This window comes from Mixta calida, assembly GCF_002953215.1.
In the GTDB taxonomy this organism is placed as follows: Bacteria; Pseudomonadota; Gammaproteobacteria; order Enterobacterales; family Enterobacteriaceae; genus Mixta; species Mixta calida.
In genome coordinates this window covers 3589825-3610160 of sequence record NZ_CP026378.1, presented here as the reverse complement: position 1 = coordinate 3610160, position 20336 = coordinate 3589825, and the positions used below count along the sequence as shown (strand labels likewise).

Here is a 20336-nt window from a genome sequence, read left to right as displayed (position 1 = left end):
TTATCATCCTGCCTGCGCCGTCGTTGCCATCATAATCTGCCGTATCTGTTGTTCTCGCCCCCCAGCCATGCTGAGCGGCAGGCAATCGTTTGTATTGCCGCGCGCGTAAATTTTGATATTTTGGCAGAAGGCTGGCTTATCACAGCCCCATCTGAAGTCTGCAAAATAGGGTCGGGAAATGGCAAAAGTATCACTGGAGAAAGACAAAATTAAGTTTCTGCTGGTGGAAGGCGTCCACCAGAGCGCGCTGGATAATCTGCGCGCGGCAGGTTACACCAATATTGAATATCACAAAGGTGCGCTCGACAGTGACGCGCTGAAAGCGTCCATCCGCGATGCGCACTTTATTGGCATTCGATCCCGTACTCAGCTGACTGAAGAGATCTTCGCCGCGGCGGAGAAGCTGGTGGCCGTGGGCTGCTTCTGCATCGGCACCAATCAGGTGGACCTGAATGCGGCGGCGAAGCGCGGCGTGCCGGTATTTAACGCGCCTTTCTCCAATACCCGCTCGGTGGCGGAGCTGGTGATTGGCGAACTGCTGCTGCTGATGCGCGGCGTTCCGGAAGCTAACGCCAAAGCACACCGCGGCATCTGGAACAAACAGGCGGCGGGTTCGTATGAAGCGCGCGGCAAAAAACTCGGCATCATCGGCTATGGCCATATCGGCATGCAGCTGGGCGTGTTGGCGGAAAGTCTGGGCATGCATGTCTTCTTCTACGATATTGAAAACAAGCTGCCGCTGGGCAACGCCACGCAGGTGACGCACCTTTCCGACCTGCTCAATATGAGCGACGTGGTCAGTCTACATGTGCCGGAAACGCCGTCGACCCAGAATATGATGGGCGCCGAGGAGCTGGCGCTGATGAAGCCCGGTTCGCTGCTGATCAACGCCTCGCGCGGCACGGTCGTGGATATTCCGGCGCTGTGCGGCGTGCTGGCCAGCAAACATCTGGCGGGCGCGGCGATTGACGTATTCCCGGAAGAACCGGCTACCAACAGCGATCCGTTCAGCTCTCCGCTGTGCGAGTTTGATAACGTTATTCTGACGCCGCATATTGGCGGATCGACGCAGGAAGCGCAGGAGAATATCGGCATTGAAGTGGCGGGCAAGCTGGCGAAATATTCGGACAACGGCTCTACGCTCTCCGCCGTTAACTTCCCGGAAGTCTCCCTGCCGATGCACGGCGAGCATGTCAGCCGCCTGCTGCATATCCATGAAAACCGCCCAGGCGTGCTGACGGCGATCAACCAGATTTTCGCGGAGCAGGGCATCAACATCGCCGCGCAGTATCTGCAAACCACGCCGGCGATGGGCTATGTGGTGATCGATATCGACGCGGAGCAGGATGCGGCGCATAAAGCGCTGGCGTCGATGAAGGCGATCCCCGGCACCATGCGCGCGCGCCTGCTTTACTGATTGAGATAAGCGCTCTGGTTGTTGTTTCCACGCCGTCCTGTCTCAGGGCGGCGTTTTACTTTTCCCACTGCCAGAAATGCGAAGGGGTCAGAATCGCCGGTAACGGCACATCCCAGTCGGCGCACGGCAGCTTCTCAACCTGCTGGCAGTCATGCGCCAGCCCTATCGGCAGAAACCGATGCCGACGCCAGTTCTGCAAGGTGCGATCGTAAAAGCCGCCGCCCATGCCGAGCCGTTGTCCCTGGCGATCGAACGCCACCAGCGGCACGAACATTACATCCAGTCGATCGAGCGGAATCAGGTTCTGTATATCAAGCGGGGGTTCGGGAATTCTCAGACGGTTCTGCGTCAGCACGGTTTCCGGCGTGTAACGGATAAACAACAAATTGCCGGGCGAAAAGGGGTGCAGAACGGGCAGATAAACCTGCTTATGATGCTGCCAGAGCCGGGCGATAAGCGGGCGGGTATTAAGTTCGCCGTCAACGGAGAGAAACAGGGCGATATGCTGCGCCTGATCCACCGGCGCCACGTTTAGCGCATGTTCGGCAACGCTGTCCGCCGCCAGGGTTTGCTGTTCAGCGCTCAGCCCGCGCCGCAAATGACGGACGTGAGTACGGATAACCTGGCGATCGAGCTGAGAGTGAGACATGGGATTTTCCTGCGCCTGCGGGTGTGTTGCGACTATACACAGCAGAGGCAAGTACTTTCAACCCGTCGGCAACGCGCCGGGAAAAGCAACAACGAAAGGGATAAAGAAGGGAATCTCCGAGATGCCGCCGTAGGCTGTAACCCTTGAACCCTTGGTTCAAGGTGAACATGCCGTCGCAACCATTAGGCTTCCCGGACGGACCGGGCATGCTCACAGGTTACGGAGCGTCACATTCTGTTTGTTTGAAATATCGGCTCAGGGGACTGGCCCACTTGCAAACATCTCAGAGAAATTTGACCTCACCGCCACTGTATCACAGTTGGCCGCAAAGTATTATTCGAACTTCGCACCCTGGCGTTCAGTTATACGACCCTGCTCAAGCAGCGCTTGTTCAATGGTCTGTTGCAACATGCGAATGCGTTGTTCCATGTTAGCAGCGTAGTCTCGGGTTTTCACCTTTTCCTGCGCCAGCTCATGGCAAATGTTCAACGCCGCGATGAACACCAGTTGCTCTGTATTTGTGACTCTAGTGCGAACTTTCAGATCTTGCAACCGCTGATTAAGATCTTCCGCCGCCGCATTCAGCGCATCTTGCTGTTCAGGCGGACAATTCACGCGCAATGAACGTCCAAAAATCTGAATATCTACCGGTTGTGCAGACATGCCACCTTCCTGACTGATTACTGCGCCCGCATCGCTCTGAACCTGCTCCGGCTCAGAAGGGGCGCCACTATATCGACCCTTGTGTGAAGAAACAAGCCCTTTCTGGAAACCCCAAGGCACCTGGTGGTAGCATATCACGAACTTAATCCGCCAACGATGATGAATGCGTATGTCTACAGATAACACACAGCCGGGCTATCAGGCGCTGGCGTCCGCTCTTAGCCAACAGGGCGTGGGAATGACACCGGCTGAAATGCATGGCCTGATCAGCGGCATTGTCTGCGGTGGCAATAAAGATCACAGCTGGAAAACGCTGGTTCACGATCTGACCAACGAAGGACTGGCGTTCTCTCAGTCGCTGTCCCAGCCGCTGCAGGCGCTGCACGGCCATATTCAGGACACGCTGGAAGAAGAAGGTTTTCTGTTCCAGCTGATGCTGCCCGATGAAGAAGAGAGCAGCGTCTTTGAGCGCGCCGACGCGCTGGCCGGCTGGGTGAACCACTTCCTGTTGGGGCTGGGCGTAACGCAGCCTAAACTGGATAAGGTAAAAGGCGAAGCTGGCGAAGCCATCGACGATCTGCGCACCATCGCTCAGCTTGGCTATGATGAAGAAGAAGACGATCGCGAAGAGCTGGCGCAGTCGCTGGAAGAAGTGATTGAGTATGTGCGCGTGGCGGCCTTGCTGTGCCACGAGACATTCAACCCGCCGGAGATGCCGACCGCGCCGGAGATGAAAAAACCGACGCTACACTGATCGTTTTGCTATCGCCGCGCGACGGCCTCACTCAGGGAGAAGATACGGATGATTACGCTGGATACTTTTTTGCAGCGCCGCCAGAGGCTGCTGGCGAGTATGGCACCGGGCAGCGCGGCGCTGATTTTCGCCGCGCCGGAGGTCACGCGCAGTGCGGACAGTGAATACCCTTACCGTCAGAACAGCGATTTCTGGTACTTCACCGGCTTTAACGAGCCTGAAGCGCTGCTGGTGCTGATTAAAAGCGACGACACGCATAATCACAGCGTGCTGTTTAACCGCGTGCGCGATAAACAGGCGGAAATCTGGTTCGGCCGTCGTCTGGGACAGGAGGCGGCGCCGGAGAAGCTGGGCGTCGATCGCGCGCTGCCGTGGGATGCGCTGGATGAACAGCTACATCAGCTGCTGAACGGCCTTGATGTGGTCTATCATGCGCAGGGCGAATATGAATTTGCCGATCGCATCCTGTTTAGCGCGCTGGACAAGCTGCGTCGCGGCTTCCGGCAGAACCTGACGGCGCCGGACACGCTGACCGACTGGCGTCCCTGGGTGCATGAAATGCGGCTGTTCAAAGATCCCGAAGAACAGGATATTTTGCGTCGCGCCGGGAAAATCAGCGCTATGGCCCATACACGGGCGATGCAGACCTGTCGGCCCGGCATGTTTGAATATCAGCTCGCCGGGGAAATTCACCACGAGTTTACCCGCCATGGCGCGCAGCACCCTTCCTACAACACCATTGTCGGCGGCGGCGACAACGCCTGCATTCTGCATTACACCGAAAACGAAAGCGAATTGCGCGATGGCGATCTGGTGCTGATCGATGCGGGCTGCGAATTCCACGGTTACGCAGGCGATATTACCCGCACTTTTCCGGTGAATGGCAAATTCAGCGCGCCGCAGCGCGCGATTTACGACATCGTGCTGGCCTCGCTCTACAAGGCGCTTGCGCTGTTTCGTCCCGGCGTCAGCATCCGTCAGGTGAACGAAGAGGTCGTGCGCGTCATGGTGAGCGGGCTGGTCGAACTTGGCGTGATGCAGGGCGACGTCGAGCAGCTGATCGCGGAAAATGCGCACCGGCAATTTTTTATGCACGGGCTGAGTCACTGGCTGGGGCTGGATGTGCATGACGTCGGTAACTACGGCACGCCGGATCGCGGTCGTATCCTGGAGCCGGGCATGGTGTTAACCGTCGAGCCGGGACTCTATATCGCGCCGGACGCCGACGTGCCGCCGGAATATCGCGGCATCGGCGTGCGCATTGAGGATGACATCCTGATTACTGAACAGGGCAATGAAAATCTTACCGATAGCGTAGTGAAAGACGCTGACGCTATCGAAGCGCTGATGGCGGCAGCGCAACAGGCATGAGCGTGATCGTTGCCGGCGGCGGCATGACGGGCGCAACCCTGGCGCTGGCGATCTCTCATCTTACTCAGGGCGCACTGCCGGTAACAGTTATTGAGGCGGTCGCGCCGGGAGACCGCGCGCATCCAGGCTATGACGGACGGGCGATCGCGCTGGCGGAAGGCACCTGCCAGCAGCTGGCGGGCCTTAACCTCTGGCCTGCGCTGGCGAGCTGCGCCACGCCGATTACCCATGTGCACGTTAGCGATCGCGGGCACGCCGGTTTTGTGAATATCGACGCCGCCGATTATGGCGTTGCGGCGCTGGGCAATGTGGTTGAGCTGCATGAGGTGGGCAACCGGCTCTATCAGCTGCTACGCAAAGCGCCGGGCGTGACGCTGCGCTGCCCGGAAACGGTCAGCCGGGTTGAGCGGCGGCAGGATGGCGTCAGCGTCACGCTGGCGAGCGGCGAAAAGCTGGATGGACAGCTGCTGGTGGCGGCGGATGGTTCCCGTTCGCATATCGCCGCCGCCTGCGGCATTCAGTGGCGCAGCGAGGATTACCAGCAGATCGCGGTTATCGCCAACGTGACGACGCAGATCGCCCATCAGGGGCGGGCGTTTGAACGTTTCACGCAACACGGGCCGCTGGCGCTGCTGCCTATGTCGAACGGCCGCAGTTCGCTGGTCTGGTGTCATCCGCCGGAAGCGAAAACACGCATCGACGGCTGGAGCGACGCGACCTTTTTAGCGGAGCTGCAACAGGCGTTCGGCTGGCGGCTGGGGCGTTTTACCCATGTGGGGCAGCGCCACAGCTATCCGCTGGCGCTGCAAATGGCCAGCCAGACGGTCGCGCATCGGCTGGCGCTGGTGGGCAACGCGGCGCAGACGCTGCACCCGATCGCCGGACAGGGCTTCAATCTCGGCATGCGCGATGTTATGTCGCTGGCGGAAACGCTGGCGGCGGCGCATCGCGAGCGGCAGGATGCGGGCAGCTTCGCCGTGCTGCAGCGCTACGGACAACGACGCGCAACCGATCGTGACGCCACGATCGGCATAACGGATGGGCTGGTGCGGCTGTTCGCCAACCGCTACCTGCCGCTGGTCGTTGGGCGTAATCTCGGCCTGATGACAATGGATAATTTACCCTGGCTGCGCAACCGCCTGGCGGAGCGGACGCTGGGCTGGGTAACGCGCTGAAAAGAGGATTTCAATGCAAACTTATGATGTGGTGATCGCCGGCGGCGGTATGGTTGGCCTGGCGGTCGCCTGCGGCTTACAGGGCTGCGGGCTGCGTATCGCGGTGCTGGAGAAAGCGGCGCCGGACGCGTTTAACCCCAACGAACCGCACGGACTGCGCGTTTCCGCCATTAACGCGGCCAGCGAGCGTCTGTTACAGCATCTTGACGTCTGGTCAGCGATTCTGGCGCTGCGCGCCAGCAGCTATCACGGTATGGAAGTATGGGATCGCGACAGCTTTGGCCGTATTGAATTTGATCAGCCCCAGGGCGTCAGCCATCTTGGCCATATCATTGAAAACCAGGCGATCCACCAGGCGCTCTGGCAGCGCGCGCAGCAGCTGAGCGATATCACGCTGCTGGCGCCGGCGCAGCTGCAACAGGTCGCCTTCGGCGATAACGAAGCCTTTATTACGCTGGAAGACGGCAATATGATGAGCGCCCGGCTGCTGATCGGCGCCGACGGCGCCCACTCGTGGTTGCGCAGCAAAGCCGATATCCCGTTAACCTTCTGGGACTACGACCATCATGCGCTGGTCGCCAATATTCGCACCGAACAGCCGCATCAGGCGGTAGCGCGTCAGGTGTTCCACGGCGATGGCATCCTGGCGTTTCTGCCGCTCAGCGATCCGCATCTCTGTTCAATCGTCTGGTCGCTGTCACCACAGGAAGCGACGCGGCTACGTGATATGCCCGCCGAGCTGTTTAACCAGCAGCTGTCGGTGGCGTTTGATATGCGTCTGGGGCTATGCAAGGTAGAGAGCGAACGCCAGACCTTTCCGTTGATGGCGCGCTATGCCCGCCAGTTTGCCGCTCACCGGCTGGCGCTGGTCGGCGACGCCGCGCATACCATTCATCCGCTGGCGGGGCAGGGCGTCAACCTGGGCTTTATGGACGCCGCCGAGCTGACAGGCGAAATCCGCCGCCTGCATCAGCAGGGCAAAGATATCGGTCAGCATCTCTATCTGCGTCGCTATGAGCGTACGCGCAAGCACAGCGCCGCCGTGATGCTGGCAAGCATGCAGGGCTTTCGTGAGTTGTTTGCCGGCAATAATCCGGCAAAAAAGCTGCTGCGCGACGTCGGCCTGCGGCTGGCGGACAACCTGCCTGGCGTGAAGCCGCGCCTGCTGAAACAGGCGATGGGGCTGCACGATCTGCCGGAATGGCTGCGCTGATATCTTTCTCATTGCGCTGAGACATCTCTTCAATAAGGGCCGAAAGGTCCTTTTTCATTTTTGCGCCATGCCTGTTGCCCTCACGCATCTTTTCTCTAAGCGTATTGAAGGCGTTGGGGTGCTCAGCCCCGCCCTGACGCGACGTTATTCGAGGCTCCAACGCGATTCGCACCATTTTGAGGCGCGCGCACGCTTTTCGCGCGCTCATTTGAATTATTCTAATTTCACTCCCTGCTTCGCATTACTTTTGCTCATGAGTAAGTCTTTTCTGTGCCGGGCGATTTTCACGTTATTTATCCGCTGTCTGGTTTTTAAACGGCTTTGTTGCGCGTCTGTTGTTCGTTATGTGCCTTATGACGCATTTTTGTAGTCAAAAATTCTGCACAATCCCAAAGACATCGGACGATGCCGACGCCGTTTCGCCCCTGTTTAGCTTATGGTTAAAACCGGCGTTCAGTGGTAACGTCAGGGCAAAGAGAACGTTTGCGTCGGACGTTTTAGCCACATTTAGCGTCTACCCAACCCGTTAACGCACAGGAATGTTATGAAGCAGACTCCTTTGTATGAACAGCATCAGGCCTGCGGCGCCCGCATGGTCGATTTCCATGGCTGGATGATGCCGCTGCACTACGGCTCGCAGATCGATGAACATCATGCGGTGCGTCAGGATGCCGGCATGTTTGATGTCTCCCATATGACCATTGTCGATCTGCGCGGCGAGCGCACCCGGGAATTTCTGCGCATCCTGCTGGCCAACGACGTTGCGCGTCTGACGCAGCCGGGCAAGGCGCTCTACAGCGCGATGCTCAACGCATCGGGCGGCGTGATTGACGATTTGATTGTTTACTTTATGACCGAAGAATGGTTTCGCCTCGTGGTTAACTCCGCTACGCGCGACAAAGATCTGGCGTGGATCGGCGAGCATGCGCAGCCGTTCGGCGTCACGTTGCAAGAGCGCGACGATCTGGCATTGATCGCCGTTCAGGGACCGCAGGCGCAGCAGAAAGCGCAAACGGTCTTCAGCGACGCGCAGCGCCAGGCGGTAAGCGGCATGAAGCCCTTTTTCGGCGTCGAGGCGGACGGTTGGTTTATCGCTACCACCGGTTATACCGGCGAAAGCGGCTATGAAATCGCGTTGCCGAACGCGCAGGCCGCCGGGCTGTGGCAGCGCCTGCTGGCCGCTGGCGTGAAGCCCGCCGGGCTGGGCGCGCGCGATACGCTGCGTCTCGAAGCGGGCATGAATCTTTACGGTCAGGAAATGGATGAAGGCGTCTCGCCGCTGGCGGCGAATATGGGCTGGACGCTCTGCTGGGAGCCGACCGATCGCCAGTTTATTGGTCGGGAGGCGCTGGAATTGCAGCGTGAAAAAGGTACCGACAAGCTGGTGGGCCTGATCATGACGGAGAAGGGCGTGCTGCGTAATGAACTGCCGGTGATGTTCACCGACGCGCAGGGCAACTTGCACCAGGGCGTTATCACTAGCGGCTCCTTCTCGCCCACGCTGGGCTACAGCATCGCGCTGGCGCGCGTGCCGGCAGGCATCGGCGAACGCGCTATCGTGCAAATTCGCAACCGGGAAATGCCGGTAAAAGTCACCAAACCTATTTTTGTCCGCGCCGGTAAGCCGGTCGCTCAGTAACTATTTCAGGAGAATGCGGCGATGAGCAATGTGCCAAACGAATTAAAATATCGTGAAAGTCATGAGTGGGTGCGTAAGGAAGCGGACGGCACTTACACCGTAGGCATTACCGAACATGCGCAGGAGCTGTTGGGCGATATGGTCTTTGTCGATCTGCCGGACGCGGGCGCCAGCTTCGCCGCCGGAGATGACTGCGCCGTCGCCGAATCGGTCAAGGCCGCCTCTGACATTTACGCGCCGCTGAGCGGCGAAATCGTCGCGGTAAACGCCGATCTGGAAGCGTCGCCGGAACTGGTGAACAGCGATCCTTACGGCGCAGGCTGGCTGTTCCGCATCAAGGCGAGCGATGAGTCCGAACTGGAACAGCTGCTGAACGCCGAAGGCTACCAGGCCGCCATCGACGAATAACTTCAGGCGGGCCGTCCGCGCGCAGTCAGGCGCGGGCGGCTCTCTTTACGGGCCGCGACAGACGACTCGTTATCACCAGCCGTAGCCAGCTCTTCAGGATTGACGATTCATGACTCAGACACTCAGCCAGCTTGAACATACTGGCGCCTTTATCGAACGCCACATCGGCCCGTCTCCCGCGCAGCAGGAAAGCATGCTGCAGGCGATCGGCGCCAGCTCGCTCAATGCGTTAATCACCAGCATCGTGCCGGCCGACATTCAGCTGCCGGGGCCGCCCGCTGTCGGCGATGCGCTGACGGAACATCAGGCGCTGGCGGAACTGAAAGCGATCGCCAGCCGCAACCAGCGTTTCAAATCTTATATCGGCATGGGCTATACGCCGGTGCTGACGCCGCCCGTTATCCTGCGCAACCTGCTGGAAAATCCGGGCTGGTATACCGCCTACACCCCTTATCAGCCGGAGGTGTCGCAGGGCCGGCTGGAGGCGTTGCTGAACTTCCAGCAGCTGACGCTGGATCTGACCGGGCTGGATATCGCCTCCGCGTCGCTGCTGGACGAAGCGACGGCGGCGGCGGAAGCGATGGCGATGGCCAAACGCGTCAGCAAGCTGAAGAACGCCAACAAATTTTTTATCGCCGAGGATATTCATCCGCAGACGCTGGACGTCGTGAAAACCCGCGCGGAGACCTTCGGCTTTGAGCTGATTATCGATAAAGCGGAGCGCGCGCGCGATCATGACGAGCTGTTCGGCGTGCTGCTGCAACAGATCGGCACCACCGGCGAAGCGCATGACTACAGCGCACTCATCGCCGATCTCAAGGCGCGCAACGTCGTCGTCAGCGTGGCGGCCGATTTTATGGCGCTGGTGCTGCTGGAGGCGCCGGGCAAGCAGGGCGCGGATATCGTCTTCGGTTCCGCCCAGCGTTTCGGCGTGCCGATGGGTTATGGCGGGCCGCACGCCGCCTTCTTCGCCGCGCGCGATGAATACAAGCGTTCAATGCCGGGGCGCATTATCGGCGTCTCGCGCGACGCCGCGGGCAATACCGCGCTGCGCATGGCGATGCAGACGCGCGAGCAACATATTCGTCGTGAAAAAGCGAACTCCAATATCTGTACCTCGCAGGTGCTGCTGGCCAATATTGCCGGTTTCTATGCCGTATTCCATGGCCCGGAAGGACTGAAGCGCATCGCCGGGCGCATCCATCGCCTGACCGATATTCTGGCCGCTGGCCTGAAGCAGGGCGGCCTGACGCTGCGCCATCAACACTGGTTCGATACCCTTACCGTTGAGGTAAACGATAAGGCGGCGGTGCTGGCGCGCGCGCTCAGCTTCGGCGTTAACCTGCGTACCGATATCCATCATGCGGTCGGCATTACGCTGGATGAGACTACCACGCGGGAAGATGTCGCCACACTGTTCGCGATCCTGCTCGGCGACGAGCATGGCCTGGATATTGAGGCGCTGGATAACGCAGTCGCAGCCAACAGCGGCTCAATTCCGACGGCGCTGCAACGTCAACAGCCGCTGCTGACGCATCCGGTTTTCAACCGCTATCACAGCGAAACCGAGATGATGCGCTACATGCACAGTCTGGAGAAAAAGGATTTAGCGCTTAATCAGGCGATGATCCCGCTCGGCTCCTGCACCATGAAGCTTAACGCCGCCGCTGAGATGATCCCGATTACCTGGCCGGAATTCGCCGAACTGCATCCGTTCTGTCCCGCCGAGCAGGCGGGAGGCTATCTGCAAATGATTGCCCAGCTGTCGCAGTGGCTGGTGCAGCTCACCGGTTATGATGCGCTCTGCATGCAGCCTAACTCCGGCGCGCAGGGCGAATACGCCGGTCTGCTGGCGATCCGTCGCTACCATGAAAGCCGTGGCGAAGGCGAACGCCATATCTGTCTGATCCCCAGCTCCGCCCATGGCACCAACCCGGCGTCGGCGCAGATGGCCGGCATGTCGGTAGTGGTGGTGGCCTGCGACAAGCAGGGCAACATTGATCTGCACGATTTGCGCCAGAAGGCGGAGCAGGCGGGCAAGGCGCTCTCCTGCATTATGGTCACCTATCCTTCTACGCACGGCGTGTATGAAGAGACGATCCGCGAAGTCTGTCAGATCGTTCATCAGTACGGCGGCCAGGTTTACCTCGACGGCGCTAATATGAACGCGCAGGTCGGCATCACCACGCCGGGCTATATCGGCGCCGATGTGTCTCACCTGAACCTGCATAAAACCTTCTGCATTCCGCACGGCGGCGGCGGTCCGGGCATGGGGCCGATCGGCGTCAAGGCCCACCTGGCGCCGTTTGTGCCGGGCCACAGCGTGGTGCAGATTGACGACATGCTGACGCAGCAGGGTGCGGTTTCCGCCGCGCCGTTCGGCAGCGCCTCGATTCTGCCGATCAGCTGGATGTACATTTGCATGATGGGCGCGGAAGGGCTGAAGCAGGCCAGCGCCGTCGCTATCCTTAACGCGAACTATATCGCCAGCCGTCTGCAATCGGCTTATCCGATCCTTTATGCCGGACGTGATGGCCGCGTGGCGCACGAGTGTATTCTCGATATTCGTCCGCTGAAAGAGCAGACCGGCATCAGCGAGCTGGATATCGCCAAACGCCTGATTGATTACGGTTTCCACGCGCCGACCATGTCGTTCCCGGTGGCGGGCACGCTAATGGTAGAGCCGACCGAGTCGGAAGGGAAAGCGGAGTTGGATCGCTTTATCGACGCGATGTTGGCGATCCGCATGGAGATCGATCGTGTGGCGGATGGCGAATGGCCGCTGGAGGATAACCCGTTGGTCAACGCGCCGCACACCCAGCAGGAGCTGGTAGGCGAGTGGTCGCATCCTTACAGCCGCGAGCTGGCGGTCTTCCCGGCGGGCAGCGATAACAAATATTGGCCGACGGTGAAGCGTCTGGATGATGTATTCGGCGACCGTAACCTGTTCTGCTCTTGCGTGCCGATGAGCGAATACCAGTAATCGCGTTGGGCTGCGCCTGCACTATCAGGCGCAGCCGGTTGTTACATAAGGCGTAAAATAAGAAGGGTTTGCCAGCAAACCCTTTTTTTATGAAAAACGTTTTATTGTTCCTGGAGTTCCAGTTCAGCAATCAGCGGTAAATGATCGCTGGCGGCCGCCCAGTTGAACCCCTCTTTTTCATCAGGAACATTAAGTCCCTTAACGTTCCACTTCTGCCCTTTAAACGTAAAAATATGGTCAAGGTCCAGAGCAGGATTGATAGCGGGCCAGGTTCGAAGATCGACGCCGTTTTTAACGACCGGATTCCAGAAATAATTGATTTCTTTAACCGGCTGTTCGTTTGCCGTGGAGTTAAAGTCACCCGCCAGAATTTTAACTGCGGAAGCGATATTGGCGAAATTGGAAGGCGCATCGCCTATGCTCAGGTCAAGCAGATAACGCGCCTGGTTAAGGCGCACTTCGGGGTTCTTCTGCCAGTCCAGGTGCGTGGTCATAACGATAACCGGCGAATCAAAGCCGGGTACAGCGAGTTGCGAGATCAAAACAACACGCTGCTCCGCTTCGCCGGAAGGCAAATTAATCACCTGGGATTTATCTATTTTATATTTCGACAATAAACCAACGCCATATTCCCCGCCATCGAAATCCAGGGCTTTGCCGAAGGCGTAAAACAGATGATTCGCCTGTGCAATGTCAGCCAGCTGGTTGATTTTCCCGCTACGCTGTGTCTGATTATCAATTTCCGTTACCGCTATGATATCAGCGTTAATTTTACCTATCGCCTGGCTTAAATGCGTTAAATCTTTAACGTTATCTGCCGCTTCGTTTTTGCCAATATTATAGGTGGCTACCTTGAGAGTGGGCAGATTGCTCGTGTAAATTTTATTAACTGTTCCTCCTTTATTAACCTTAAGAATTTCTGAACCGGTAAGGGCGGCGCTGGCGTGAAAAGAAAAAGCGTTTATGACGCTGAACACGATTAAAAAAGAAATATTGTTAGTTTTCATCTTCCTGCCATTTAGGGGGTAAATATAGAGCGCCGGGAGTATGGCATAACAGGAAAGCGTTTAATGTGATATGTATTACAAGCCAGCGTTTGAATGCGGGGCGATGGGCAAGCGAGCAGTATGAAAGAGAAATAATATCTGTTACGCAGTAAAATGAATTCGCTGTTGTGGTCACTAAATGTTGTCAGGTTATTAATCAACGATGAATTTTAAAATAATATTTTAACAGCCTTATGAATGAAGGGATAATAAAGGTGGATAGCAATCATAAAGGCCGGAGATAGCGCCGGCCTTTATTGATCTTACAGCTGCTCGCCGTTGCTGGCGATAACCTGCTGATACCAGGCGAAGCTTTTTTTCTTCGAGCGCGCCATAGTGCCGCTGCCGTCATCGTTTTTATCGACGTGAATAAAGCCGTAGCGCTTGTTGTACTGACCGGTGGTGAAAGAGACGCAGTCGATACAGCCCCATGGCGTGTAGCCCATCAGGTCGACGCCATCCTCCAGCACCGCTTTTTTCATCTGCTCGATGTGCGCGCGCAGATAATCGATGCGGTAATCATCTTCGATAAAGCCGTCGGCATTCGGCTTATCAATCGCGCCAAAGCCGTTTTCTACAATAAACAACGGCTTCTGATAGCGCTCATATAACGCGTTTAGGGAGTAACGCAGGCCCACCGGATCGATCTGCCAGCCCCAGTCGGAGGCTTTCACATGCGGATTCGGCACGCTGCCTTCAAAGCCGGTAATGGCGTCGCCTTCGCCTTTGGCGTTGGCCTTCACCGCGTTGCTCATGTAGTAGCTGAAGCCCACGTAGTCGCAACAGCCGTTGCGCAGCGTCTCTTCATCGCCCGCTTCCATCTCGATGTGGTAGCCTTTGCGCGCCCACTCATGCAGCACGTAGGCGGGATAGTAGCCGCGCATCTGCACGTCGCTAAAGACATAGCGGCGGTGCATCGCTTCCTGGGCGAACATCACATCGTCTGGATGGCACGAGAAAGGATAGACGGGCACCATGGCGATCATGCAGCCGATCTGGAAATCAGGATTGATGCGATGTCCCAGCGCCACCACTTTCGCGCTGGCGACAAACTGATGGTGCATTACCTGATACATGGTCTGCTCAGGATTATCATGATCGGTAAATACCACGCCGGAACAGCAGTAGCCGAACAACGGATAGTTCCAGGTACGCTGGTTGTTGATCTCGTTGAAGGTCATCCAGTATTTCACTTTGTGCTGATAGCGGCGCAGGACCACCTCGCTGAAACGCACAAAGAAGTCGACCACTTTTCGGTTCAGCCAGCCGCCGTACTGTTTTACCAGGTGCCACGGCATTTCAAAGTGGGAAAGGGTAATGACCGGCTCGATGCCGTGCTTTAACAGTTCGTCGAACAGATCGTCATAATACTGTAAGCCTGCCTCGTTCGGCTCCAGTTCGTCGCCGTTAGGGAAAATACGCGTCCAGGCGATAGAGGTGCGGAAGCATTTAAATCCCATTTCGGCAAACAGCGCGATATCATCTTTATAACGATGATAAAAGTCGACCGCCTCATGGTTAGGGTAGTTATAACCGGGCTGAACGCCGTCGGTCATAACACGATCGACGCCGTGCGATCCGCCGGAAAGCACGTCGCAGATGCTGATGCCTTTGCCGCCCTGATCCCATCCTCCTTCAACCTGATGCGCGGCAACGGCGCCGCCCCACAAAAAATCTTTCGGTAACTGATGCCTGGTCATAAAGCGTTCCTTACTGTTGCAGTAAAAAAGCGGTCGGGCCGCGGATTATCACGCAGCGGCCGCTACAAAATAAAGGCGATGCCGCGGTAAGAGAGCGTGAAATAATAACGCGCCGGTGATAAAGGTTGTTTGGAGTGTAGCAAAGCGCAGGGGAATGTCACGTTATAACGAAACGTGACAAATGTAATTTGTTACCTGTAAAAAACAGCTTGTTTTATTCGCTCAGGCGGCTGGCGAGTTTACGACCAATACTTTCGATAATATAGAGCGTCGGCACCTGGGTAGTGATATCAAAGCCGCCGTTCATGCGAATTAATGGCATATGGCAGGAGATATTAAAATCCGCCAGCTTCGCCAGCGAGCTGGTTTCACTATTGGTAATGGTAATGATTTTGCATCGATGCAGGCTGAACTGGCTGGCAAGCCGCAGAATTTCTTCGGTTTCGCCGGAAATGGAAAGGATAATCGCCACTGCGTCTTTATACATATCATTGCTGACCGGATAATAAGGATCGTCGATGTAATTACTGAATTTACCTACGTTAGAGAAAAAGCGTGCACCATATTTTCCTAACGTGCCGGAAGTGCCCGCGCCGATAAAAATAATACGCTGCGCCGCCAGAATATGCTCCACCGCCTGGCTAATTAAATATTCGAAATCGTCATTATTAATGCTTTTAAAGAAGCTGACCATTTCATTCACGCCATAATTAATCGGGCGCTGCTGTTCCTGCTCCAGATATAATTTAAAGCGAATGCGAAATTCAGAATAACCATCGCACTGCATTTTGCGGCAGAAGCGCAGCACCGAGGTGGTGGAGACACCGGCAGCGTCCGCCAGCTCGCGGATGGTCATATACATCACTTTGTCACCGCTTTTGATCACGGTGTTATAAACCTGCATCTCGGTGTCGTTAAGCGTTGAGATTATGCTGTGAGTAAACATGCTGTATCCGCGTCAGTCATTACCGCGCCTACCTTACCAGATTTTGTTTTTTTCGCCGATGCGTGCGTAAGCGTTACAGGCGGACATAAAATTCTTTCAGCTTACAGGTGTATACTGAAATGATTCTCAGCTAGTCTTTGAATGCGTAAAAAACCGGCGCAACCTGTCGATAAAGATTTCCTTTTTTGCACAGGGCATTACGCAATTTCAGGGGGTGAATATGGCGAATAAAAATGTATTAGCCGAGGGATACTCGCTGGCGGAAGAGATCGCTAACAGCATCAGTCATGGCCTGGGCTGCATCTTTGGCATCGTCGGGCTGGTGTTGCTGCTGAGCCAGGCCATCGACGCTAATGCGGGCGCGCTGGCAATTACCAGCTACAGCCTGTATGGCGGCAGCATGATTCTGCTGTTTCTCGCCTCGACGCTTTATCATGCTGTTACAAACCCGCGCGCTAAATTCTGGCTGAAAAAGCTGGATCACTGCGCGATCTACTTACTGATTGCCGGCACCTATACGCCGTTTCTGCTGGTGGGGCTGAAATCGCCGCTGGCGCATGGTCTGATGGTGGTGATCTGGAGTCTGGCGCTGCTGGGCATTATTTTTAAGCTGGTCTTCATCCACCGTTTCAAGGTGCTGTCGGTGGTGACTTACCTGTTGATGGGCTGGCTCTCGCTGATCGTGATTTATCAGCTGGCGATCAAGCTGGCGCCGGGCGGTCTCTGGCTGCTGGCGGTGGGTGGCATCATCTACACGCTGGGCGTGATTTTTTATGTGGCGAAGCGTATTCCATACAACCACGCCATCTGGCATGGCTTTGTTCTGGGCGGCAGCATCTGCCACTTTTTAGCGATCTACCTTTATATACTGAAGCCCTAAAAAAGGCGGCCTGAAGGCCGCCTTTTTATTTTTCAGACCGGTTATTCCGCCAGCGAGTAGGGCAGCGGCTGAATAGCCAGTTCGCCGCCCTCGTCGCCCTGCACGCGTAGTACGCTTTCCGGCTCCAGATCGTTATTCAGCACCGCCTGTACCCAGACATCGCCGGACTCCAGCTGTACGGCCGTCAGAATAGTGCCGGTGCGTCGCCAGTTTTCACCCATCTTCAGCTCCAGCGCGTCGCCCGCCTCCGGAACACGTCCCGCTTTGCCCGCCAGCCAGTAAAGCGCTCGCTTGTTGGCGCCGCGGAACTTGGCGCGCGCCACCATCTCCTGACCGGTATAGCAGCCTTTCTTAAAGCTGATCGCATCCAGCGCCTGCAGGTTGGTCGCCTGTGGGATCAGCTGGCCACTGGTTTTTTCATCCAGCACCGGCAGGCCCGCTTCAATATCCAGCGCCAGCCACTGCTGACTGCCGTTAAGCTGCGCCTCGCCCGCCAGCGCCTCTTTCAGTTCGGCGGCTTTTTCCGCGGTGGTCACCAGCAGGAAACGTTCGGCAGGCGTGCCGAACCAGAGCAGCGTTGAATCGCCATCTTGCACCACCGGCGTCTGCGCATCCGGCAGAGCGGCGAAACGGTGAGTCAGCGCCGCTCTGGCCTGAAAGCCCGCCACGCCCAGCAGAACCGGCTGTTCGTCGGCGGCGATCGTCACCTTAGAAAAAACGGCGTATTTCTTCAGCTCGGTGATCTGCATATCGCGCACGCTGCGGCGCACCAGATAGGCGTAGCCTTCGCCGCGATGGAACAGTCGCAGGTTGCTCCACATTTTCCCTTTCGCATCGCAGTGCGCGCAGGGTAAATGCTGCTCGGCAGCCAGCGCAGCGACGTCCAGCGTCACCTGGCCTTGCAGATAGGTGGTGCTATCCGCGCCCTGCACGGAAACCAGCGCCCAATCCTCCAGCGAAATCAGCGTCAGCGGCAGTCGGGAGGAAGCAACGGGCTGGCGCGGTGGAAACGTAAAGTCAGGCATAGGGAGTCCTGAAAAAGTCAGTGGATAAGGAATAGTGACCTCATATTAAAAGAGCAGTATGGCTTTGCAACCTGTTTCCTGAAGCGGACGCACAAATCGCGTGATAACCTCGCAACCCGCATTGCCACTTTGCGCTGTGGCCCGCAGGGGGAGAATTTGCCTTCAACAGGCCCGAAAAAAAGCGCTACACTAGCCTGCATGTTTGAGCCAACCGATGACGGAACACATGGATATCAACGATAAATCCCGTATTCACTGGGCCTGCCGCCGCGGCATGCTGGAGCTGGATATCGCCATTATGCCTTTCTTTAAATATGAATATGATTCGCTGAGCGATGAAGATAAGGCGCTGTTTATTCGTCTGCTGAAAAGCGACGATCCCGATCTGTTTAACTGGCTGATGAACCACGGCGAGCCGGCCGATGCCGAGCTGAAACGTATGGTGCAGCTGATTCAGACGCGCAACCAGCAGCGTGGCCCGGAACGTGGTGCGGTGGCAATCTGATCTCTCCCCGTCGGCGCGGGCGCAGCAGATAACCTGCCTGCTCTATAGCCCGCTCGTCTTCGGATTGCTGTTGTTGCCCTGGCCGCCGTCGCTGGCGCCGTTGATGATGGTGCTGCTGCTGCTAATGCTCGGCGAACTGTGGCGACGTCTGCATCTACAACGTCGCTTCAGCGGCCGCTTAACGGCGGAGGAAAGCCGCATCTGGCGCTGGCGACAGCGGGATTATCAGGTGATGCGGCCGCCGTTTATTCTGCCGTTTGGCATACTGCTTACGCTGCGCACGCCGCAGGGGACACGCCTGTCATTGTGGCTGATGCGGGACAGCATGCCGGAAGCGAACTGGCGCGCGCTGCGTCGCCTGTTTAAGGGATATGAGCCCGGCTAAACGCCACGTGCGGCAGTGAAGTCAGGCAAGGCCCGCGCAGCGGTTGCTATAGCAGCGCGGCGGTTTCCGTAAGGATCTGCTCGCACCATTGGGCGATGCGCTCATCGCTCTCTTCAAACTGATTCACATCATCCAGCGCCAGGCCGACAAATTGCGTGCCGTCGGCGGTAAGCGGTTTCGGGCTGGTAAACTCGTAGCCTTCAATCGGCCAGTAGCCGACGAACTGAACGCCCATCGGCGCGAGCAGCTCATGCAGCATTCCCAGCGCATCGAGAAACCACTCGCCATAGCCGAGCTGATCGCCCATGCCGTAGAGCGCCACCACTTTGCCGCGCAGCTTCAGCGTCGGGATCTCCTGCCAGACCGCCTCCCAGTCTTCCTGCAATTCGCCGAAATCCCAGGTCGGGATGCCGAGGATCAGCATATCGTACTGCTCCATCAGCGCTGGAGCGTCATCCTTCAGGTTGTGCAGCGTGACCAGCTCCTCGCCGATAAAATCACGAATTTTCTCGGCGGCCATCTCGGTGTAACAGGTGCTGGAACCGTAAAAAAGGCCAATTTTCATACGGAACATCTACTCATTCATATCATCAGATGGGCGCAATTGTATCAGAAGGGCGCCGCTTTCAGGCATAATGCGGTGAAATTCACGGCTTTGCGCGAGGGAAAAAGATGCAGGATAACGATCTTATTGAACAGTTTCTCGATGCGCTGTGGATAGAGCGTAATCTGGCGCAAAACACCCTGACCTCCTATCGACAGGATCTGCTGTCGCTGACCGGCTGGCTGGCGCATCACCAACGTTCTCTGCTCCAGGCAGACGCGGCCGATTTACAGGCTTTTCTTGCCGAGCGCATCGAGGGCGGTTATAAAGCCACCAGCTCGGCGCGCCTGTTAAGCGCGACGCGGCGGCTGTTCCAGTATCTCTATCGCGAAAAGCTGCGCGATGACGATCCAAGCGCGCTGCTCTCGTCGCCCAAACTGCCGCAGCGTCTGCCGAAGGATCTGTCGGAAGCGCAGGTGGAGCGGCTGCTACAGGCGCCCAGCGTCGATCAGCCGATTGAGCTGCGAGATAAAGCGATGCTGGAGCTGCTCTACGCCACCGGACTGCGCGTTTCAGAGCTGGTGGGGCTGACGATAAGCGATGTCAGTCTGCGCCAGGGCGTGGTGCGTGTGATCGGCAAAGGCAACAAAGAGCGACTGGTGCCGCTGGGCGAAGAGGCGATACACTGGCTGGAACAGTATATGGAATATGGTCGTCCGTGGCTGCTGAACGGCCGGGCGATTGACGTGCTGTTTCCCAGCAACCGCGCGCAGCAGATGACCCGCCAAACCTTCTGGCACCGCATCAAACATTACGCCACGCTGGCCGGCATCGACAGCGAGAAGCTGTCGCCGCACGTGCTGCGGCACGCCTTTGCCACGCATCTGTTGAACCACGGCGCGGATTTACGTGTCGTACAAATGCTGCTGGGGCACAGCGATCTCTCCACGACGCAAATTTATACGCATGTCGCCACCGAGCGTCTGCGTCAGTTACATCAACAGCATCATCCGCGCGCCTGAGGCGGCGGAGT

19 protein-coding genes and 1 other RNA gene are annotated in these 20336 nt (G+C 57.2%); 12 read left to right on the top strand and 8 right to left on the bottom strand.

Annotated elements, in window-relative coordinates; all coding sequences use genetic code 11:
* Positions 1-178 precede the first annotated feature (178 nt).
* Positions 179-1417: a phosphoglycerate dehydrogenase gene (serA, locus tag C2E16_RS17215; protein WP_038624299.1), complete on the top strand. Its 1239-nt coding sequence runs from the start codon at positions 179-181 to the stop codon at positions 1415-1417.
* A gap of 55 nt (positions 1418-1472) precedes the next feature.
* On the opposite strand, the gene C2E16_RS17210 is transcribed toward serA, so the two are convergent.
* From C2E16_RS17210 to zapA, 3 genes are all read right to left on the bottom strand, one after another.
* A complete protein-coding gene (locus C2E16_RS17210; protein WP_084970477.1) occupies positions 1473-2066 on the bottom strand; it encodes a 5-formyltetrahydrofolate cyclo-ligase in 594 nt (197 codons plus the stop codon).
* 109 nt (positions 2067-2175) lie between these two features.
* A non-coding RNA gene (gene ssrS, locus C2E16_RS17205) (6S RNA) lies at positions 2176-2359 on the bottom strand.
* Positions 2360-2399: 40 nt separating this feature from the next.
* Complete coding sequence (gene zapA / locus C2E16_RS17200) at positions 2400-2729, bottom strand: cell division protein ZapA (protein ID WP_038624303.1); 330 nt, start codon at positions 2727-2729, stop codon at positions 2400-2402.
* A gap of 169 nt (positions 2730-2898) precedes the next feature.
* Here zapA and C2E16_RS17195 point away from each other — a divergent pair, with 169 nt between their 5' ends.
* The 7 genes from C2E16_RS17195 (at position 2899) to gcvP (ending at position 12272) form a co-directional block, all read left to right on the top strand.
* Complete coding sequence (locus C2E16_RS17195) at positions 2899-3483, top strand: YecA/YgfB family protein (RefSeq protein ID WP_038624305.1); 585 nt, start codon at positions 2899-2901, stop codon at positions 3481-3483.
* 48 nt (positions 3484-3531) lie between these two features.
* A complete protein-coding gene (gene pepP / locus C2E16_RS17190) occupies positions 3532-4854 on the top strand; it encodes a Xaa-Pro aminopeptidase (RefSeq protein ID WP_084970476.1) in 1323 nt (440 codons plus the stop codon).
* Positions 4851-6029: a 2-octaprenyl-6-methoxyphenyl hydroxylase gene (ubiH, locus tag C2E16_RS17185; protein WP_084970475.1), complete on the top strand. Its 1179-nt coding sequence runs from the start codon at positions 4851-4853 to the stop codon at positions 6027-6029. Before pepP ends, ubiH begins: the two co-directional genes overlap by 4 nt.
* 13 nt (positions 6030-6042) lie before the next feature.
* On the top strand, positions 6043-7242 hold the full coding sequence (ubiI, locus tag C2E16_RS17180) for an FAD-dependent 2-octaprenylphenol hydroxylase (RefSeq protein ID WP_038624311.1): 1200 nt from the start codon (positions 6043-6045) through the stop codon (positions 7240-7242).
* Positions 7243-7786: 544 nt separating this feature from the next.
* Positions 7787-8881, top strand: coding sequence for a glycine cleavage system aminomethyltransferase GcvT (gene gcvT / locus C2E16_RS17175; protein ID WP_084970474.1), 1095 nt, complete (start codon positions 7787-7789; stop codon positions 8879-8881).
* Positions 8882-8902: 21 nt separating this feature from the next.
* The gene (gene gcvH / locus C2E16_RS17170; protein ID WP_038624315.1) at positions 8903-9289 is read left to right on the top strand and encodes a glycine cleavage system protein GcvH; all 387 of its coding nucleotides are present in this window, start codon (positions 8903-8905) and stop codon (positions 9287-9289) included.
* Positions 9290-9398: 109 nt separating this feature from the next.
* A complete protein-coding gene (gene gcvP, locus C2E16_RS17165; RefSeq protein WP_084970473.1) occupies positions 9399-12272 on the top strand; it encodes an aminomethyl-transferring glycine dehydrogenase in 2874 nt (957 codons plus the stop codon).
* Between the two features lie 101 nt (positions 12273-12373).
* Here the strand turns inward: gcvP and C2E16_RS17160 are convergent, their stop codons facing one another.
* The 3 genes from C2E16_RS17160 to C2E16_RS17150 form a co-directional block, all read right to left on the bottom strand.
* Positions 12374-13279 (bottom strand): endonuclease/exonuclease/phosphatase family protein, encoded by a 906-nt coding sequence (locus C2E16_RS17160; RefSeq protein ID WP_084970472.1) that lies wholly within the window; start codon positions 13277-13279, stop codon positions 12374-12376.
* 302 nt (positions 13280-13581) lie between these two features.
* On the bottom strand, positions 13582-15018 hold the full coding sequence (locus tag C2E16_RS17155; RefSeq protein ID WP_084970471.1) for a 6-phospho-beta-glucosidase: 1437 nt from the start codon (positions 15016-15018) through the stop codon (positions 13582-13584).
* A gap of 214 nt (positions 15019-15232) precedes the next feature.
* Entirely contained in the window at positions 15233-15964 is a 732-nt protein-coding gene (locus C2E16_RS17150) for a MurR/RpiR family transcriptional regulator (protein ID WP_038624323.1), read from the bottom strand.
* 220 nt (positions 15965-16184) lie between these two features.
* On the opposite strand from C2E16_RS17150, the gene trhA reads away from it, so the two are divergent.
* Complete coding sequence (gene trhA, locus C2E16_RS17145) at positions 16185-16844, top strand: PAQR family membrane homeostasis protein TrhA (protein WP_038624325.1); 660 nt, start codon at positions 16185-16187, stop codon at positions 16842-16844.
* Positions 16845-16885: 41 nt separating this feature from the next.
* Here trhA and ygfZ read toward each other — a convergent pair whose 3' ends face one another.
* The gene (ygfZ, locus tag C2E16_RS17140) at positions 16886-17869 is read right to left on the bottom strand and encodes a tRNA-modifying protein YgfZ (RefSeq protein WP_038624327.1); all 984 of its coding nucleotides are present in this window, start codon (positions 17867-17869) and stop codon (positions 16886-16888) included.
* Positions 17870-18095: 226 nt separating this feature from the next.
* On the opposite strand from ygfZ, the gene sdhE reads away from it, so the two are divergent.
* Both sdhE and C2E16_RS17130 read left to right on the top strand, forming a co-directional pair.
* Positions 18096-18374 carry an FAD assembly factor SdhE gene (gene sdhE, locus C2E16_RS17135; protein WP_038624329.1) on the top strand — a complete coding sequence of 93 codons (279 nt, stop codon included), beginning with the start codon at positions 18096-18098 and terminating at the stop codon, positions 18372-18374.
* Positions 18358-18759, top strand: coding sequence for a protein YgfX (locus C2E16_RS17130; protein ID WP_052133863.1), 402 nt, complete (start codon positions 18358-18360; stop codon positions 18757-18759). Before sdhE ends, C2E16_RS17130 begins: the two co-directional genes overlap by 17 nt.
* A gap of 46 nt (positions 18760-18805) precedes the next feature.
* On the opposite strand, the gene fldB is transcribed toward C2E16_RS17130, so the two are convergent.
* Positions 18806-19324, bottom strand: a complete 519-nt coding sequence (fldB, locus tag C2E16_RS17125) for a flavodoxin FldB (RefSeq protein WP_038629888.1) — start codon at positions 19322-19324, stop codon at positions 18806-18808.
* Positions 19325-19431: 107 nt separating this feature from the next.
* On the opposite strand from fldB, the gene xerD reads away from it, so the two are divergent.
* Entirely contained in the window at positions 19432-20325 is an 894-nt protein-coding gene (xerD, locus tag C2E16_RS17120) for a site-specific tyrosine recombinase XerD (RefSeq protein WP_038624333.1), read from the top strand.
* The last annotated feature ends 11 nt before the right edge of the window (positions 20326-20336 follow it).

What these genes read in the sequence shown, in the direction of transcription:
- C2E16_RS17210 (WP_084970477.1), bottom strand. Translation starts at nt 2,066, where the DNA reads ATGTCTCACTCTCAGCTCGATCGCCAGGTTATCCGTACTCACGTCCGT.
- ubiH (WP_084970475.1), top strand. Translation starts at nt 4,851, where the DNA reads ATGAGCGTGATCGTTGCCGGCGGCGGCATGACGGGCGCAACCCTGGCG.
- trhA (WP_038624325.1), top strand. Translation starts at nt 16,185, where the DNA reads ATGGCGAATAAAAATGTATTAGCCGAGGGATACTCGCTGGCGGAAGAG.
- fldB (WP_038629888.1), bottom strand. Translation starts at nt 19,324, where the DNA reads ATGAAAATTGGCCTTTTTTACGGTTCCAGCACCTGTTACACCGAGATG.
- ygfZ (WP_038624327.1), bottom strand. Translation starts at nt 17,869, where the DNA reads ATGCCTGACTTTACGTTTCCACCGCGCCAGCCCGTTGCTTCCTCCCGA.
- ubiI (WP_038624311.1), top strand. Translation starts at nt 6,043, where the DNA reads ATGCAAACTTATGATGTGGTGATCGCCGGCGGCGGTATGGTTGGCCTG.
- C2E16_RS17155 (WP_084970471.1), bottom strand. Translation starts at nt 15,018, where the DNA reads ATGACCAGGCATCAGTTACCGAAAGATTTTTTGTGGGGCGGCGCCGTT.
- gcvH (WP_038624315.1), top strand. Translation starts at nt 8,903, where the DNA reads ATGAGCAATGTGCCAAACGAATTAAAATATCGTGAAAGTCATGAGTGG.
- pepP (WP_084970476.1), top strand. Translation starts at nt 3,532, where the DNA reads ATGATTACGCTGGATACTTTTTTGCAGCGCCGCCAGAGGCTGCTGGCG.
- gcvP (WP_084970473.1), top strand. Translation starts at nt 9,399, where the DNA reads ATGACTCAGACACTCAGCCAGCTTGAACATACTGGCGCCTTTATCGAA.
- gcvT (WP_084970474.1), top strand. Translation starts at nt 7,787, where the DNA reads ATGAAGCAGACTCCTTTGTATGAACAGCATCAGGCCTGCGGCGCCCGC.
- zapA (WP_038624303.1), bottom strand. Translation starts at nt 2,729, where the DNA reads ATGTCTGCACAACCGGTAGATATTCAGATTTTTGGACGTTCATTGCGC.
- C2E16_RS17195 (WP_038624305.1), top strand. Translation starts at nt 2,899, where the DNA reads ATGTCTACAGATAACACACAGCCGGGCTATCAGGCGCTGGCGTCCGCT.
- sdhE (WP_038624329.1), top strand. Translation starts at nt 18,096, where the DNA reads ATGGATATCAACGATAAATCCCGTATTCACTGGGCCTGCCGCCGCGGC.
- serA (WP_038624299.1), top strand. Translation starts at nt 179, where the DNA reads ATGGCAAAAGTATCACTGGAGAAAGACAAAATTAAGTTTCTGCTGGTG.
- C2E16_RS17160 (WP_084970472.1), bottom strand. Translation starts at nt 13,279, where the DNA reads ATGAAAACTAACAATATTTCTTTTTTAATCGTGTTCAGCGTCATAAAC.
- xerD (WP_038624333.1), top strand. Translation starts at nt 19,432, where the DNA reads ATGCAGGATAACGATCTTATTGAACAGTTTCTCGATGCGCTGTGGATA.
- C2E16_RS17150 (WP_038624323.1), bottom strand. Translation starts at nt 15,964, where the DNA reads ATGTTTACTCACAGCATAATCTCAACGCTTAACGACACCGAGATGCAG.